Below are 16,344 nucleotides of genomic sequence, written 5' to 3'. Positions count from 1 at the left end.
CCTCCCGTCCGTGTCGTAAGAGACACGTGAGGGAACGGGGGAGGGAACGTCATGGGGAGACGTCTGTCCAGACGTCCGTCGGCGCGTGGCTTCGGAGGACTGCTCGGCGCCCTGCTGGTCGCCGGGCTGCTCACTTCGCCACCGCCGGCGGCAGCCGCCGCCAGGGCGGAATCAACGTCCGTCGCCGACACCGTCGCTGACACCGCTGCCGGGAACGGCACGGAGGACGCGGCCCTGGCCGAGGCCAGGCGGACCGGCAAGGACGTGGAGGTCGCCGCTCTGCGGAGCGAGACGGCCGAGGTGTTCGCGAAGCCGGACGGCACGCTCGAGGCGATCGAGCACATGCGTCCGGTGCGCACGCGGGTCGACGGGGCGTGGAAGGACATCGACACCACGCTGGAGCGACGGCCGGACGGATCGGTGGCGCCGAAGGCGGCGGCGACCGGGATCGCGTTCTCGGGCGGCGGGGACCAGCCGCTGGTCCGGCTGGAGCAGGCGGGGCGTGAGCTGTCGCTGTCGTGGCCGGGCAAGCTGCCGGCGCCGGTGCTCGACGGCGCGACGGCCACGTACCCGTCGGTCCTGCCGGACGTGGACCTCCAGGTACGCGCCGACATCGACGGCATCTCGCAGGTGCTGGTGGTCAAGTCGGCTCAGGCGGCGGCGAATCCGAAGCTGGCCGAGCTGCGCCTCGCGATGGACGCCGACGGCATGACTGTGGGGGAGACCGCGGACGGCGGCCTGGCGGCGACCGACTCCGGCGCCGGCGGCACGGTGTTCGAGGCGCCGCGGCCGCTGATGTGGGACTCCAGCAAGGGCACCGACCCGGCCACGGCCAAGGCGGCCACCGCCAACACGGCTGCCCTGCGCACCACCAGCACCACCAGCACCACCGCGCCGCCGGCGTCAGCCGCCGATGACGAGGCGCCGGGCCCGGGTGAGTCCGCCCAGGTCGCCCCGCTCGGGGTCGAGGTCACCACCGGCGGTGACGAACTGGTGCTGACGCCCGACCAGAAGCTGCTGAAAGACGCGACCTACCCGGTCTACATCGACCCGCAGTGGTACTCGCCGAAGGCGGGCGACTGGACGATGGTGTCGCGGTACTGGGCGTCCTCCCCGCAGTGGCGCTTCAACGGCGACTCCGACTCGGGCATGGGCTACTGCGCCGGTGACGCCCGGTGCGCGCCCGAGGACGTCAAAAGGCTCTTCTACGCCGTTCCCACCTCGCGCTTCGCGGGCAAGACGATCCTGTCCGCGGAGTTCGTCGTACCGGAGACGCACTCCTACAGCTGCACCAAGACGGACGTGCAGCTCTACCGCACCAAGGGCATCTCGAAGTCGACCACCTGGAACACCCAGAACAACGACGCCTTCTGGGTCGATCTGCTCCAGACGCGCAGTGAGGCGAAGGGCTGGAGCGGCGACTGCCCCGGCGGCAACGTGGAGTTCTGGGCACTGCGGGCGGTGCAGCAGGCGGCCGCGAACGGCTGGGCGACCACGACGTTCGGGCTGCGCGCCAAGAGCGAGACCGACCCGTCCGCCTGGAAACGGTTCGCCGACGACGCGTGGCTGCGGGTGCAGTACAACCGTCCCCCCGGCCAGATCAAGATGTCCCAGCTGACACAGAACCCCGGCGGCACCTGCTCCTCGACCGTCAAGCGGGTGCGGATCCTGCCGACCCTGCGCGCGAACGACGTGACGGACCCCGACGGCGACAGTGTGGCGGTGCAGTTCCAGGCGTCCTGGGACACCGGTGACAGCAAGGGCTGGACGGCGCGCTGGACCTCGGCACGGTCGGGGTACAAGGCCTCCGGTTCCGACTTCTCGGTCACCCTGCCGTCGAGCATCCCGAAGAACACGAAGATCGGCTGGCACGCGCGGTCGTACGACGGGGCGCAGTGGTCGCCGTGGTCGTACACGGGCTCGGCCACCGACTGCGCGATGATCTACGACACCAGCGTGCCGGCCGAGCCGTCGATCGCCTCCACGCAGTATCCGGAATCGGACCCGGAGAACCCCAACGACCCCTGGCTGGACGGAGTGGGCCGCTACGGCTCCTTCACCATCGACTCCACGGCCACGGACGTCACCAAGTACTGGTTCGGCATCAACGGCCAGCCGAGCAGCGCCCACACACTGACCACCACCACCGGTGGCGCCAAGACGATGAAGTTCATGCCGACCAAGTCCGGCGTCAACTACGTCACCGCGCAGGCATTCGACGCGGCGGGCAACGGCAGCAGCATCGGCATCTTCTACTTCCGCGTCCGCGCCGGACAGCCGGACCGGATGTCCTGGCAGCTCGACGAGAACGCCGGCGGCAGCACCGTCGCCGGTTCGGGCGGCCCCTGGGAGGCCACTCTCAACGGGGGCGCGCAGACCGGTGTCGCGGGCGTCAGCGGCAACGGCCTCCACCTGGACGGCACCGACGACTATGCGACGACGGTGTCGCCGGTCCTGAACACCGCGAAGAGCTTCTCGGTGTCGCTGTGGGCGAAGGTCGGGGACATCCCGGCCGACGCCCCGGAGGGAGCGGTGGCCCTCTCCCAGGTGGGCAGCGTGCGCAGCGCCTTCGAGCTGTACTACTCGCCGTCCCGCGCGGGCTGGGTGTTCGTACGGCACGGCGCGGACTCGGAGAGCGCCACGGCGTCGCGCGCGATGCAGCCGGCCTGCGCGAGCGGCGACACGGCCTGCGTGAGCTCGCGGGCCAACACGTGGACCCACCTCGTGGGCGTGTTCGACAACGTCAACTCCCAGGTGAAGTTGTATGTGAACGGCTCGCTGGCGGGAACGGCGGCCTTCAGCGGCCCCTGGGACGCCCGCGGCTCCACGCTGATCGGGGCGACCCGCAAGTCGGGCGTGCTGGGCAGCTTCTTCAAGGGCGACCTCGACGAGGTGCAGCTGTTCGACTACCAGCTGACCGACGCGCAGGTGTCCACCCTGAACGCCAAGAAGCCGGTGGTGAGCGGCGGCCGGCCGGCGAAGCTGGTCTTCCCGCTGGACGAGGCGTCCGACGCCTCGCTGGTGACGGGCCGGGCCCAGACGCTGTCGGCCACCCTGCGCGGCGGCGCCGCCCTGGGCACCACGGGCGCGGCGGGCACGGCGCTGACCCTGGACGGTACGGACGACTACGCCGAGACGAGCCAGCCGGTGCTGGACACCTACCAGAGCTTCTCGGTGTCCCTGTGGGCGAGGCTGCCCAAGGACAAGGAAGCCCGGGCGATGACGGCGATCAGCCAGAGCAGCACCGTCAACCGCGGGTTCGAGCTCTACCACTCGTCCGCGCTCGGCGGCTGGGTGTTCCTGCGGGAGACCGCCGACACCGCCGACGCCACCGTGGTGCGCGCGCAGGAGAACGCCTGCCCGGCGAACACCAACTGCGCGGCGGCCGGGCTCGGTGAGTGGAGTCATGTGGTCGGGGTCTACGACTACGACGTCGGCGAGATGCGGCTGTACGTCAACGGTGTGCTCAAGGCGACCAGCCCGTTCACCACGCCGTGGCTCGCGGTCGGCAAGGTGACGCTCGGCGCGGCGGGCAACGCCACCGGCAGCCCGACGGGCTTCCTCAAGGGCGACATGGACGACGTACGCCTCTACGACCGGGTGATCTCGGGCGACGAGGTGAAGAACCTGTTCAAGGCGCACCCGGTGGTCAAGGGCCGCTGGAAGGTGGAGTCGGCCTCCGGCTCGCCGGTCGCCTCGGCGGACGCCTCCGCGGGCAACCGCCCGGTGACCCTGTACAACGGGGCGACCACGGGCAGCGGCTGGGTGGACTCGGGCGCGCTGCTCCTCGACGGCACCGACGACTACGCGGCCACCGCCTCCGTTCCGGTCGACACCAGCCAGAGCTTCACGGTGACGGCGTGGGCGCAGGCTCCGTCCGGCCGTCCGCAGCAGCCAGGGGCGGTGCTGAGCCAGGAGGGCGCGGTCAACAGCGCCTTCGTCCTCGGCTACGAGCCGGGACCGGACGACGGGGACCCGTCGACGCCGATCCCCACCGGGAACTGGCGGATCACGATGCCGGACGCGGACTCCACGTCGGCAAGTGAGGCGTCGGCGGGCAGCACGCTCTTCGACGACTACAGCGCCAACGGCTGGAACCACCTGGCGCTGGTCCACGACGCGTTCGCCGACACGATGAAGCTCTACGTCAACGGCCAGCTGGAGCAGTACGTCTGCGCCGACGACGACGCGGACGGCACCCAGGACGACCCGGCGTGCACCGACCACGTCTCCTGGGCCGACAACGCCCTCGGCTTCAACGCCACCAAGACCCTGCAACTGGGCCGGGCGAAGAGCGCGGGCACGTGGGGTGACAACTGGTCCGGCGGCATCGACGACGTCTGGGCGTTCCAGGGCGCCCTCGACCAGGACCAGATCCAGCAGCTGGCACTCGGCGCCGCCGATCTGCCGACCGTGGTTCCGGGCAGCGGGGAGGCCCAGTGAAGACGCAGAGGTGGAGAGGGACCCGCAGACGCACGGCACTCGTCGTGTCGGCGGTACTGGTGGGTTCCCTCGTCCCGATGGTGACGGCCCGGACGGCCGTGGCGGCCGGCTCGGGCAAGGGCGGCACGGCCGTCGTCCAGCCGGACAAGCCCGTCTCCGGTCACGACGCCAAGGTCAAGCCGCGGGCGCGGACCACGGCGCCGCTGACCCCGCAGGGGGATCCGGCCGCGGCCTGGCCGGTGTCCGGTGAGGCGACGGCGGCGGTGCCCGCGGCCCGTACGACGGCGCAGGGCACACCGGCCCGCACCAGGGCCGGCGAACTGCCCGTGGCCGTGCGCGCACCCAAGTCGGCCGAGGCCGCGACCGAGCGCGTCGCCAAGGCACGGGTGCGGGTCCTGGACCGCGACACGGCGACGGGCGCCGGTGTGGACGACGGGCTGCTCCTCGCCGTCGACCGCGCCGACGCCGGCACCCGGGCGGGCAAGATCGGCCTGGAGATCGACTACGGCCGCTTCGCCGAGGCGTACGGCGGCGGCTACGGCTCCCGGCTGCGCCTCGTGCGGTTGCCCGCCTGTGCGCTGACCACCCCCGAGCGGCCGTCGTGCCGTACCGCCGAACCGGTCGCGGCCGTCAACGACACCGAGCACCACACCCTGGCGGCGGACGCGGTCGGTGTCCCGGCCACGTCGTCGGCGACCGCCCTGTCGGCGGAGGCCGGCTCCGCGACCGTCCTCGCGGTGACCGCCGAGGCCTCCGGCAGCGACGGCGACTACAAGGCCACCAGCCTCTCCCCGTCGGCCACCTGGCAGACGGGCCTGAGCACCGGCGACTTCTCCTGGTCGTACGGGATGAACGTGCCCGCCGTCCCCGGCGGCCTCGTGCCCACCGTCGGTCTGAGCTACTCCTCCGGCTCCATGGACGGCCGGACGACCACGTCCAACAACCAGGCGTCCTGGGCCGGCGACGGCTTCGATCTGTGGCCCGGTTTCATCGAGCGCTCCTACAAGCCGTGCGCCGACGACGGGATCACCGTCGACGGCAACAAGCCCGGTGACCTGTGCTGGGGCTACGACAACGCCACGCTCAGCTTCAACGGCAAGGGCGGCGAGCTGATCCAGGCCTCGGACGGCAAGTGGCGGCTGAAGAACGACGACGGCACCCGGGTCGAGCGGCTGACCGGCACGACGTCCGACCCGCGGGACAACGGGGACGACAACCAGGAGTACTGGAAGGTCACCACGACCGACGGCACCCAGTACTTCTTCGGCTACCACAAGCTGCCCGGCTGGGCCTCCGGCAAGGAGACCACCGACTCCACCTGGACGGTGCCGGTCTTCGGCGACGACGACAACGAGCCCTGCCACGCGAGCACCTTCGCCGCGTCCTGGTGCCAGCAGGCCTGGCGCTGGAACCTGGACTACGTCGTCGACACGCACGGCAACGCCATCGCGTACTACTACGACAAGGAGACCAACAACTACGGGCGCGCGCTGAAGGCCGCCGACGACACGCCCTACGTGCGCGGCGGCACCCTGGACCGCATCGAGTACGGGCTGCGCAGTGACACGGTCTACTCCGCGAAGGCCCTCGCCAAGGTGGACTTCACCTCGACCGAGCGGTGCATCCCGGAGACCGGGGTGACGTGCGCGGCCGACACGATCGACGACAAGTCGTTCTACTGGTACGACACGCCGTGGGACCTGAACTGCAAGACCGCCACGGACTGCACCGGCCAGTACTCGCCCACCTTCTGGACCCGCCAGCGCCTGGCCTCCGTCCTGACCCAGACGCTGAAATCGGACGGCACGTACACGGACGCCGACTCCTGGGCGCTGACCCAGCGCTGGGGCATGGCGGACATCGACTACTCGCTGCTGCTGGACTCCGTCCAGCACACCGGAAAGTCGGCCACCCCGTCGATCACCCTGCCGAAGGTCACGTTCACCTACCACCAGGACGCCAACCGCCTCGACAGGACGGGCGACGGCACCGCGCCCTTCATCAAGCACCGGCTGTCGACCATCGCGGACGAGTCGGGCGGCCAGATCGACATCAACTACTCGGCCGCGCCGTGCTCCTGGGACGCCCTGCCCACGCCCGAGACCAACACCACCCGCTGCTATCCGCTCTACTACACGGCCTCCGGTGACGCGGACCCGTCCCTGCAGTGGTTCAACAAGTACGTGGTGACCTCGGTGACGCAGACCGACCGCACGGGCCGGTCCCCGGACATGATCAGTCAGTACTCGTACCTCGACGGGGCGGCCTGGCACTACAACGACGACGACGGGCTGACGAAGGAGAAGTACAAGACATGGTCGCAGTGGCGCGGCTACCGGCACGTACGGGTCCAGACCGGCGGCACGTCCGGAATGGAGACGCAGACCGACCACTACTTCCTGCGCGGCATGCACGGCGACCGCCTCGACAAGGACGGCGGCACCAAGACCGTCACGCTGGACAACGGTGAGGGCGCCACCCTCAGCGACTGGGAGGCCCTGCAGGGCTTCGAGTACCGCACGGAGAAGTACTCCGGGCCGGGCGGCCGCATCCTGGACAAGACGGTGAACCACGGCTGGTTCCACGAGACCGCCAGGCGCACCCGCTCCTGGGGCACCAGCACCGCCGACTTCAGCGGCACGGACTCCACCCACACCTACACATCGCTGGACGACGGCGTCGGCGCCAAGTGGCGCGAGACCACCAGCTACACCACGTTCGACGACGCCACCGGCCGCCCCACCCAGGTCAACGACCTCGGCGAGACGGGTGTGAGCACCGACAACACCTGCACCCGTACGACGTACGCGGACAACGCGACGGCCAACCTGTACTCCCTGGCCGCCCGCGTCGAGACGGTCTCCGTCGACTGCGACACCACCCCGAAGCGGGCCACCCAGGTCCTCTCCGACGTGCGCACCGCCTACGACGGGGCCGACTACAGCGCCCGGCCCGGCAAGGGCGAGGCACGTTACGTCGCCACGCTGAAGTCCCACGACGGAACCACCGCCACCTACCTGGAGAAGGGCACCACGTACGACCTCTACGGCCGCGCGGTCAGCACCACCGACCTCACCGCGAACGTGACGGTGAACGGCTCCGGCACGCTGAGCCGCACCGAGCGCAAGGACGGCCGTACCACCACGACCGCCTACACCCCGACCACCGGAATCCCGACCAGCAGCAAGGTCACGACCCCGCCCGCCAAGGCCGGTGACAGCACCACCGCCCAGTCGTCCACCACGACGCTGGACCCGGTGCGCGGCGTCCCCACGGCCGTCGTGGACACCAACTCCAAGCGCACCGACCTGACGTACGACGCGCTCGGCCGTTCGCTGAAGGTGTGGCTGCCCAACCGGTCCAAGGCCAACAGCCAGACCCCGAACTACGAGTTCACCTACACCGTCGCCGAGAACAAGGCGGTGGCCGTCGGGACGAAGACCCTCAACAACGACGGCAGTCAGGAGACGGCGTACGACCTGTACGACGGCTTCCTGCGCCCCACCCAGACGCAGGACCCGGGCCCGGACGGCGGCCGGCTGCTGACGGACACCTTCTACGACGACCGTGGTCTGACCGCGAAGACCTTCGCGAGCTACTACAACACCTCCCCGCCCTCCACCGTCCCGCTGGTGCTGGACGACGCGCTGAGCGTGGAGACCCAGACCTGGTTCAGCCACGACGGCCTGGGCCGGGAGACCCAGCGCAAGGAGGTCGCGGGCAACGGCGACGGCGGCACGGTCCTGTCCACCACGACCACCGTCTACGGCGGCGACCGCGTCACCGTCACCCCGCCCAAGGGCTCCCCGGCCACCACGACGGTCACCGACGCCCGGGGCCGGACGCGGGAGCTGTGGCAGTACCGGGGCGGCACGCCGGCCGGCGCGCACGACACCACCGCGTACGAGTACACCCCCGCCGGACAGTTGTCGCAGGTCACCGACCCGGTCGGCAACAAGTGGACCTACGAGTACGACCAGCTCGGGCGCACCAAGAAGTCCACCGACCCCGACAAGGGCACGGTGGACTCCCAGTACGACGACCGCGGACAGCTGACGTCCGTGACGGACGACCGCGAGGTCACACTCGCCTACGTCTACGACGACCTCGGCCGCAAGACCGAGCTGCACAAGGACACCGCCACCGGCACCCTGCTGTCGAAGTGGGTCTACGACACCGTCTCCGGCGCCAAGGGCCGGCTGGCGTCCTCGACGCGCTACGACGGCACCAACGAGTACACGACCAACGTCAACGCCTACGACGGCCTGTACCGGGCGACCCGCACCACGACCGTCATCCCGGCCGCCGAGAAGGAGCTTCAGGGCTCCTACCAGATCAACACCCAGTACAACCTCGACGGCACGGTCGCCGGCACGTCCTACCCGGCGGCCGGCTCACTGCCCGGCGAGGCCCTGAACCTCGGCTACGACGCGACCCACCGGCCGGTCAAGGCGTCCGGCGCGACCTCCTACCTGACGAACGTCGACTACAGCTACACCGGCAAACCGATGCAGCTCCAGGTCGCCACCACCGGAGGGAAGTACACACAGGTCTCCAACTCCTACGAGTGGGGAACCCAGCGCCTGAAGACCTCCCGCGTGGAACGTGAGGGCGTCGCCGGGGTCGACCGTGCCCTCACCTACGGCTACGACGAGACCGGCAACGTCCTGTCGATCGCCGACACCTCCCGCGACGGCACCGACCAGCAGTGCTTCAGCTACGACTACCTGCGACGCCTCACCGAGGCCTGGGCGCAGGGCAGCACCGGCTGCGCGGCGACCCCGGCGGCCTCGGTACTGGGCGGCCCGGCCCCGTACTGGACCTCCTACAGCTATGACAAGGAGACGAACGGCGCGTCGGTCGGCAACCGGGCCACCGAGGTCGAGCACGCCCCCAGCGGCGACACGGCCAAGGACGTCAGGAGCACGTACACCTACCCGCCCGCCGGCTCGGCGAAGTCCCACACCCTGACGCAGGTCGACACGACCGGCCCGAACGGCGCCACCTCCAAGACCTCCTACACCTACGACCCGACCGGCAACACCGAGACCCGCACCATCGGGGGCGTGACCCAGGACCTGGACTGGGACGCGGAGGGGCGCCTGGCCAAGGTCACCGAGCCGAACGGCAGCGGCGGGACGAAGACGACCTCGTACCTGTACGACGCCGACGGCAACCGGCTGATCCAGCGCACCGACGCCGACACCACGCTGTACCTCGGCAACAGCGAGATCGTGCTGCCCAAGGGCGCCACCAAGCCCCAGGCCACCCGGTACTACGACCTCGGCAACGGCATGCAGGCTGTACGCACCGACGACGACAAGGTGTCCTTCGTCATCCCCGACCACCAGGGCACCGGCCAGCTCGCGGTCGACGCCGCGACCCAGGCGCTCCAGCAGCGCCGCACCACCCCCTTCGGCGAGGAACGCGGCACCGCGGCGACGGCCTGGCCGGGCACCAAGGGATTCGTCGGCGGCACGGACGACACCACGACCGGGCTGACCCACCTCGGGGCCCGCGAGTACGACGAGTCGACCGGACGCTTCCTGTCCGTCGACCCGGTCATGAACCCGACCAACCCGCAGCAGATCAACGGCTACAACTACGCCGACAACAACCCGACGACGGCCAGCGACCCCACCGGCCTCGAGAGCTGCTACCCCCACTACTGCTCGGGCACCAACGGCACCTACGGCACGTACAAGCCGGAGAACGACCCCGCGTCCGACCAGTACGACGGGTCCAGCCACGACGGCACCGGCAGCGGTAACGGCAACGGCAATTCGGGCGGCAGCACCAAGCCGATCGACAAGAAGACCTACGACTGGCTGCAGAAGGACCTCAACTACACCGGCAGCAAGAACTACAGCAAGCTGTCCAACGGGGAGTACCGGAACTGGTTGAACTCCCTGAAGGGCGCGGACCGCGACAAGGCCATCGAGTTCGACGTCTGCATGCGCTCCGGCAAGCCCGCGGCGAGCTGTATGCGGACGGCGAAGGCCAAGGCGGCCAAGGAGAACAAACCCAAGGAAGAGGAGGAGGACGAGGGCGGGCTCAACTCGACGGCCAAGACGATCATCGGGGTGGGCACCGGCGTCGGCACGGCCTGGCTGGGCATGTGCGAGCTGACGACCATCGGCGCGGGCACGCCCGTCTGCGGCGCCTCGGCGCTCGCCATCGTCGGCATCAGCGTCGCCGTCGGAGGCGCGATCCTGACCTACGACAGCTGCCGGACGAAGGACTGGGGAGGCTGCGTCGGCGGTATCATCGGCATGGCCACGGGTGTCGGCGGGCTCCTCAAGTCGGGCGCCTTCCCAGCCGCCTGGAGCGGCATCAGGTCCGGTTGGAACGCGACGAGCGGGGTCCGGTCGTCGATCGGCAGCGCGGCGAGATCGACCTGGGAAGCGGTGAAGTTCTGGTGAGTCCGCAGACGTTCAAGGGCTTCAACGCCAAGGTCACGCTGTACGACGACCGGGTCGAGATCAAGAGGGCCCTGACCGCCAGGATCGGCGGCGCGAAGGATTGCGTCGTCACCCTCGCCGAACTCGTCCAGCCGCTGTCCAAGGCCCCCACCCCGATCGTCAACGGCTACGTGTTCCTGGCGACGGACCCCGACCCGGCGCACCTGAGCCACTGGGCGGACGCCCCGAAGACGAAGATCGGCGGGCAGCCGCAGGCGATCCTCTTCACCTGGTTCCAGCGCTCGGCCCAGGCGGAGTTCCTCGCCGCCCTGGAGAGGGCCTGGCGCGCGGTACGACCGCAGAGCTGAGCATGCAAAAGGGGCGTTCCGGTATTCCGGGACGCCCCTTTTCCGGACGGTCCGGTCCATGGCCCGCGCCAGGTCCGCCTTGCGCTCTTTCAGGTCCGCCGGGTGCTCCGGCCGGAGGGCGGTCTCGCCGCCCACCCGGTCCGGCAGGACGAGCGAGGTGACCAGCAGGCCGTGTACCTCCCCGGCGCCGACGGGCCGCCGCGATGCGTCACGCCTCGTCGAGGTCCGCGCACATCCGGCGCAGCACGATCCCGCACCGCCGGGCGTACGCGTGCTGCAACCCCCGCGTCGCCGCCCCGCCCGCCCGGGCGTACCACTTGGCGGCGCGGCTGAAGGCGGAGATGGTCAGCCAGACCGTGCCGTCGCCGGTGCGGTCGACGACGAAGGACTCCTCGCCGCACTCGGGATGGCCGGCCAGTGTGCCGTAGGCCCAGCCGGCCCGGCGGGGTTCCTCGACCGTCCAGACCACACGGCAGGGGGCCTTGATCATGCCGGCGAGGGTGATGGTGACGTCGACGCCGGGGGCGGCACGGTCGGCGTCCGCGTCGACGCCGACGCCCATCGTGCGGTGCATCTCCCAGGTGAGGACGGCCTCGGCGGCCCGGCGGAAGAGTTCCTCGCCCTCGCCGAGGCGGGTGCGTGCGTGCAGGCGGTGGAAGCCGGGCGGGCAGAAACCGGCGTTCTCGCGGGTCGCGCCGACGTCCGCGTACGTGAAGGACATGGGAGACAAGGGTAGGGCGGCACCCAGGGACGCCTTCGCCCCGGGTACCGCCCTGCTCAAGCCGCGTGGATCAGCTCACGTTGACGGCCGTCCAGGCCGCCGCCACCGCGTTGTACTCGGTGCTGCCGGAGCCGTACAGTGCGGCCGCCGCCGAGAGGGTGCCCGTGCGGGCGGACTTGTAGTTCGTCGTCGACGTGAAGTACGTCGTCAGCGCCTTGTACCAGATCTGCAGCGCCTTGGCGCGGCCGATGCCGGTGACCGTGGAGCCGCTGTACGTCGGCGAGTTGTAGCTCACCCCGTTGATCGTCTTGCTTCCGCTGCCCTCCGACAGGAGGTAGAAGAAGTGGTTGGCGACACCCGACGAGTAGTGCACGTCGAGGTTGCCCACGCTGGAGGACCAGTAGTTGGCGGAGCCGCCGTCCTTGCTGGGCTTGTCCATGTAGCGCAGGGGGGTGCCGTCCCCGTTGATGTTGATCTTCTCGCCGATGAGGTAGTCACCGACGTCGTTCGAGTTGGCCGCGTAGAACTCCACGCCCGTGCCGAAGATGTCCGAGGTGGCCTCGTTCAGACCGCCGGACTCGCCCGAGTAGTTCAGGCCCGCGGTGTTGGAGGTGACGCCGTGGCTCATCTCGTGGCCGGCCACGTCCAGCGAGGTCAGCGGGTGGGTGTTGCCGGAGCCGTCGCCGTAGGTCATGCAGAAGCAGCTGTCGTCCCAGAACGCGTTGACGTACGCGTTGCCGTAGTGGACGCGGGAGTACGCGGCCACGCCGTTGTTCTTGATGCCGCTGCGGCCGAAGGTGCTCTTGTAGAAGTCCCAGGTCACCTGGGCGCCGTACGCGGCGTCGGCGGCCGCGGTCTGGTCGGTGGTGGAGCTGGAGGCCGCGCCGGTGCCCCACACGTCGTCCGCGTCGGTGAACAGCGTGCCCGCGGAGGAGGTCGTGGAGTGCGCCTTGTTGTACGTCTTGTGGCCGCCGCGCGTGCTGTCGGTCAGCTGGTACGTCGAGCCCGACAGGGTGGTGTTGAGGGTGACCGTGCCCGAGTAGAGGGTCTTGCCGGTGCCGGTCTCGACGCCCTGGTACTCGTAGAGCTTCTTGCCGGTGGCCGCGTCGGTGATGACGTGCAGCTCGTTCGGGGTGCCGTCGTCCTGGAGGCCGCCGACGACCGTCTCGTAGGCGAGGACCGGGGTGCCGCTGCCCGCCCAGATCACCTTGCGGGGCGCGGAGTCGGCCGCGGTCTTCTCCGAGCCGGCGGCCTGCGCCGCGGTCAGCGCCTGCTTCTCCGCCTTCGCGGCGGTGATCTGCGGCTTCACGGAGGCGACCTTGATGCTCGCCTTGACGGCCTTGGTCACGCTCTTGGTCGCGCCGGACGCCGACTGGTGGACGACCAGGTCGCCGCCGAGGACCGGGAGGCCCGCGTAGGTGCGCTCGTAGCGGGTGTGGACCGTGCCGTCGACGTCCTTCACGACGTCCTTGACGACCAGCTTCTCCTTGGCGCCGAGACCTATCTCCGTGGCGGTCTCGGGCGCGTCGGCCTGCTGCTGCTGGATGAGCGTGGTGCGGGCTGCCGAGGACAGCTGGAGGGGGGCCGCCGCGAGGGGCGCCGCCTTGCCGGAGTCCGCCGGGGTCTGGGCGGCAGCGGTACCGGTGGTCAGACCGGTGGTGAGCAGGGCTCCGGCCGCGACGGCGGTGGCGATGGCCAGAGTGGTGCGCTTGTGACGCGCGTAGAGGGGGCTCACGCAAGCTCCTTGGTGGGGGAGTCCGGACAGCGTGGGGTACTGACCGGAGGTGATGTGAAGTTGCTGTGCTGCGGCGGTTGGAGGAAGAGTGACATCAAGGGCGCGTACATGTCAGGACCCGGATGTGATGTTGGCTGGAAATCGACTACCGGGTGAACGTTGCTGGAATGTAAACGGACTTGGCCCGGGTAAAGGGATCACCAGGGGTGGGCATGCGCATGGCAAAATGGGGGCGCCGCCCCGGGGAGCCGAACCACCGGGGCGGCGCCCTGTCTGCGGGTGCCTGGTGAGCGGGGAGGCCTACGGGAAGGTGAGCTTCCAGCTGTTGATGTAGCCGGTGTCCTGGGCCGCCTGGTCCTGGACCTTCAGCTTCCAGGTGCCGTTCGCGACCTCGGAGGACGCGTTGACCGTGTAGGTCGTGCTGACGTTGTCCGCCGAGTCGGAGGAGCTGAAGTTCTTCAGGCGGTACGTCGACCCGTCCGGGGCCACCAGGTCGATCACGAGGTCGCCGCGCCACGTGTGCACGATGTCGACCGAAACCTGAAGGTTCGACGGGGCGTTGCCGGTCCGCCCGGACACCGTGATCGACGACGTGACGGCCGCTCCGTTGTCCGGAATCGATACGTCGGCGGTGTTCTCGAAGGACGTGCCACCGCCGCCGCCACCACCGGAGCGCGAGCCGACCGCGACGGCCGCCCAGGCGTCCTGCACCGCCTTGTACTCGGCGCTCGTCGTGCCGTACAGCTCACCCGCCGCCGCGAGCGTGCCGGTACGGGCCGCCGCGTAGTTGGTGGTGGACGTGAACTTCGTCGTCAGTGCCCGGTACCAGATCTGCAGGGCCTTGTCGCGGCCGATGCCGGTGACCGGAAGGCCGTCGGAGGTCGGCGAGTTGTAGCTGACGCCATTGATCACCTTGGCGCCGCTGCCCTCGCTGAGCAGGTAGAAGAAGTGGTTGGCGACACCCGACGAGTAGTGCACGTCCAGGTTGCCCACGCCCGAGTACCAGGAGTCGGCGGAGCCGCCGTCCTTGCTGGGCTTGTCCATGTAGCGCAGGGGGGTGCCGTCGCCGTTGATGTCGATCTTCTCGCCGATGAGGTAGTCGCCCACGTCGGTCGAGTTGGCCGCGTAGAACTCCACGCCCGTGCCGAAGATGTCGGACGTCGCCTCGTTGAGGCCGCCGGACTCGCCGCTGTAGTTGAGGCCGGCCGTGTTCGACGTGACGCCGTGGCTCATCTCGTGGCCCGCCACGTCCAGCGAGGTCAGCGGGTCCGCGTTGCCGGAGCCGTCGCCGTACGTCATGCAGAAGCAACCGTCGTCCCAGAACGCGTTGACGTACGCGTTGCCGTAGTGGACCCGCGAGTACGCACCCACGCCGTTGTTCTTGATGCCGCTGCGACCGAAGGTGTTCTTGTAGAAGTCCCAGGTCTCCGCGGCGCCGTAGTGCGCGTCGGCGCCGGCCGTCGCTGCGTTCGACGTGGTGCCGTTGCCCCAGGTGTCGTTGGTCTGCGAGAACAGTGTGCCGGTGCCCGACGTTCCGCGGTTCAAGTTGTACGTCTTGTGGGCTCCGCGCGCGCCGTCGTTCAGCGTGAAGGTGGAGCCCGACTGGGTCGTCGTCAGCGTCACCTGGCCGCTGTACTGGGTGTTGCCGATGCCGTTCTTGATGCCCTGGTACTCGTAGAGCTTCTTGCCGGTGGCCGCGTCGGTGATGACGTGCAGCTCGTTCGGCGTGCCGTCGTCCTGGAAGCCGCCGACGACCGTCTCGTACGCCAGGGTCGGCGTGCCGTTCGCCGCCCAGATCACCTTGCGCGGAGTGCTGTCGGCGGTCGACTTGCTGCCGCCGAGGGCCTTGGCGCGCTGGACGGCCTGCTGCTCGGCGGCCGCCACGGTGATGTCCGGGGTGACGTCCGAGACCCTGAGGGCGGCACTCGTCGCCTTGATGACGCGCTGGGTCGCACCCGACTTGGCGGTGTCGACGACCAGGTCGCCGCCGAGGACCGGGAGTCCGTCGTAGGTGCGCTCGTAGCGGGTGTGGAGGGTGCCGTCGGCGTCCTTGAGGACGTCGCGCACGACCAGCTTCTCCTTGGCGCCCAGGCCCAGGTCCTCGGCGGTGTCCGCCTTGGCGGCGTCGGCGTCGCGTATCAGCTCGGCGCGCTGCGAGGGCGAGAGCTTGACGGCGGTGTGGGCGGGATCGGCCTTGCCCGTGGGGGCGCCGGCGGGGGCCGCGCTCGCGGCGCCCGACTGGACGGCTGCGGCAAGGAGGGCGGTGACGCCGGCGAGGGCGACGGCGGCGGCCCGGCGGTGCGTGCTGTGGGAGGTGCGTCTGCGAGAGGAACTGCTGCTCAACACTGACTCCTTCTGCGTGGCCGCGGGTCGCACGGCCAGGGGAGACCGGACGGCGGGTCGGCCGTCCGGGCAGAACAGGGCGGTACGCAGAACCACGTGCGTGAGAGCTACGGCCCCGGCACAGCGACGAACCTGTGGGGTTGCTGTGAAGTGGCCGTGGGAAGAGTGGCAGGAGATTGCGCTCTCTGTCAGGGCCGCGTCAGGAAGTTGGCCGGAAACGGTCCGTTGTCCGGTAGTTCATGTTCGATATGCGGAGTGTTGGGTGTGTGGCGCGTCGGATGCATGGCGCGTCGGACGCGCGGCGATCGGCTGCGTGGCGGTCGGGTGCGTGGC

At 70.0% G+C, this 16,344-nt stretch carries 6 protein-coding genes; 3 read left to right on the top strand and 3 right to left on the bottom strand.

The annotated features are described in order from the left end of the window. Positions 1-51 precede the first annotated feature (51 nt). The 3 genes from ACFY16_RS07695 to ACFY16_RS07685 are packed head-to-tail and all read left to right on the top strand — an operon-like array spanning position 52 to position 11,212. Positions 52-4,443, top strand: a complete 4,392-nt coding sequence (locus tag ACFY16_RS07695) for a LamG domain-containing protein (protein WP_390646211.1) — start codon at positions 52-54, stop codon at positions 4,441-4,443. Beyond that, the gene (locus tag ACFY16_RS07690; protein WP_390646210.1) at positions 4,440-10,865 is read left to right on the top strand and encodes an RHS repeat-associated core domain-containing protein; all 6,426 of its coding nucleotides are present in this window, start codon (positions 4,440-4,442) and stop codon (positions 10,863-10,865) included. The genes ACFY16_RS07695 and ACFY16_RS07690 overlap by 4 nt, the downstream gene beginning before the upstream one ends. After that, on the top strand, positions 10,862-11,212 hold the full coding sequence (locus ACFY16_RS07685) for a hypothetical protein (protein ID WP_390646209.1): 351 nt from the start codon (positions 10,862-10,864) through the stop codon (positions 11,210-11,212). The genes ACFY16_RS07690 and ACFY16_RS07685 overlap by 4 nt, the downstream gene beginning before the upstream one ends. A gap of 208 nt (positions 11,213-11,420) precedes the next feature. On the opposite strand, the gene ACFY16_RS07680 is transcribed toward ACFY16_RS07685, so the two are convergent. From ACFY16_RS07680 to ACFY16_RS07670, 3 genes are all read right to left on the bottom strand, one after another. After that, a complete protein-coding gene (locus tag ACFY16_RS07680; protein ID WP_390646208.1) occupies positions 11,421-11,933 on the bottom strand; it encodes a DUF1990 domain-containing protein in 513 nt (170 codons plus the stop codon). Positions 11,934-12,003: 70 nt separating this feature from the next. Continuing rightward, positions 12,004-13,668, bottom strand: coding sequence for a M4 family metallopeptidase (locus ACFY16_RS07675; RefSeq protein ID WP_390646207.1), 1,665 nt, complete (start codon positions 13,666-13,668; stop codon positions 12,004-12,006). Between the two features lie 300 nt (positions 13,669-13,968). Then, positions 13,969-16,011 carry a M4 family metallopeptidase gene (locus ACFY16_RS07670; protein ID WP_390646206.1) on the bottom strand — a complete coding sequence of 681 codons (2,043 nt, stop codon included), beginning with the start codon at positions 16,009-16,011 and terminating at the stop codon, positions 13,969-13,971. Between the last annotated feature and the right edge of the window lie 333 nt (positions 16,012-16,344).

Origin of the sequence: Streptomyces sp. NPDC001315, assembly GCF_042896175.1 — a bacterium.
Classification (GTDB): Bacteria; Actinomycetota; Actinomycetes; order Streptomycetales; family Streptomycetaceae; genus Streptomyces.
Note: the sequence above shows the minus strand (reverse complement) of the source record. Positions and strands in the feature narration are given on the sequence as shown.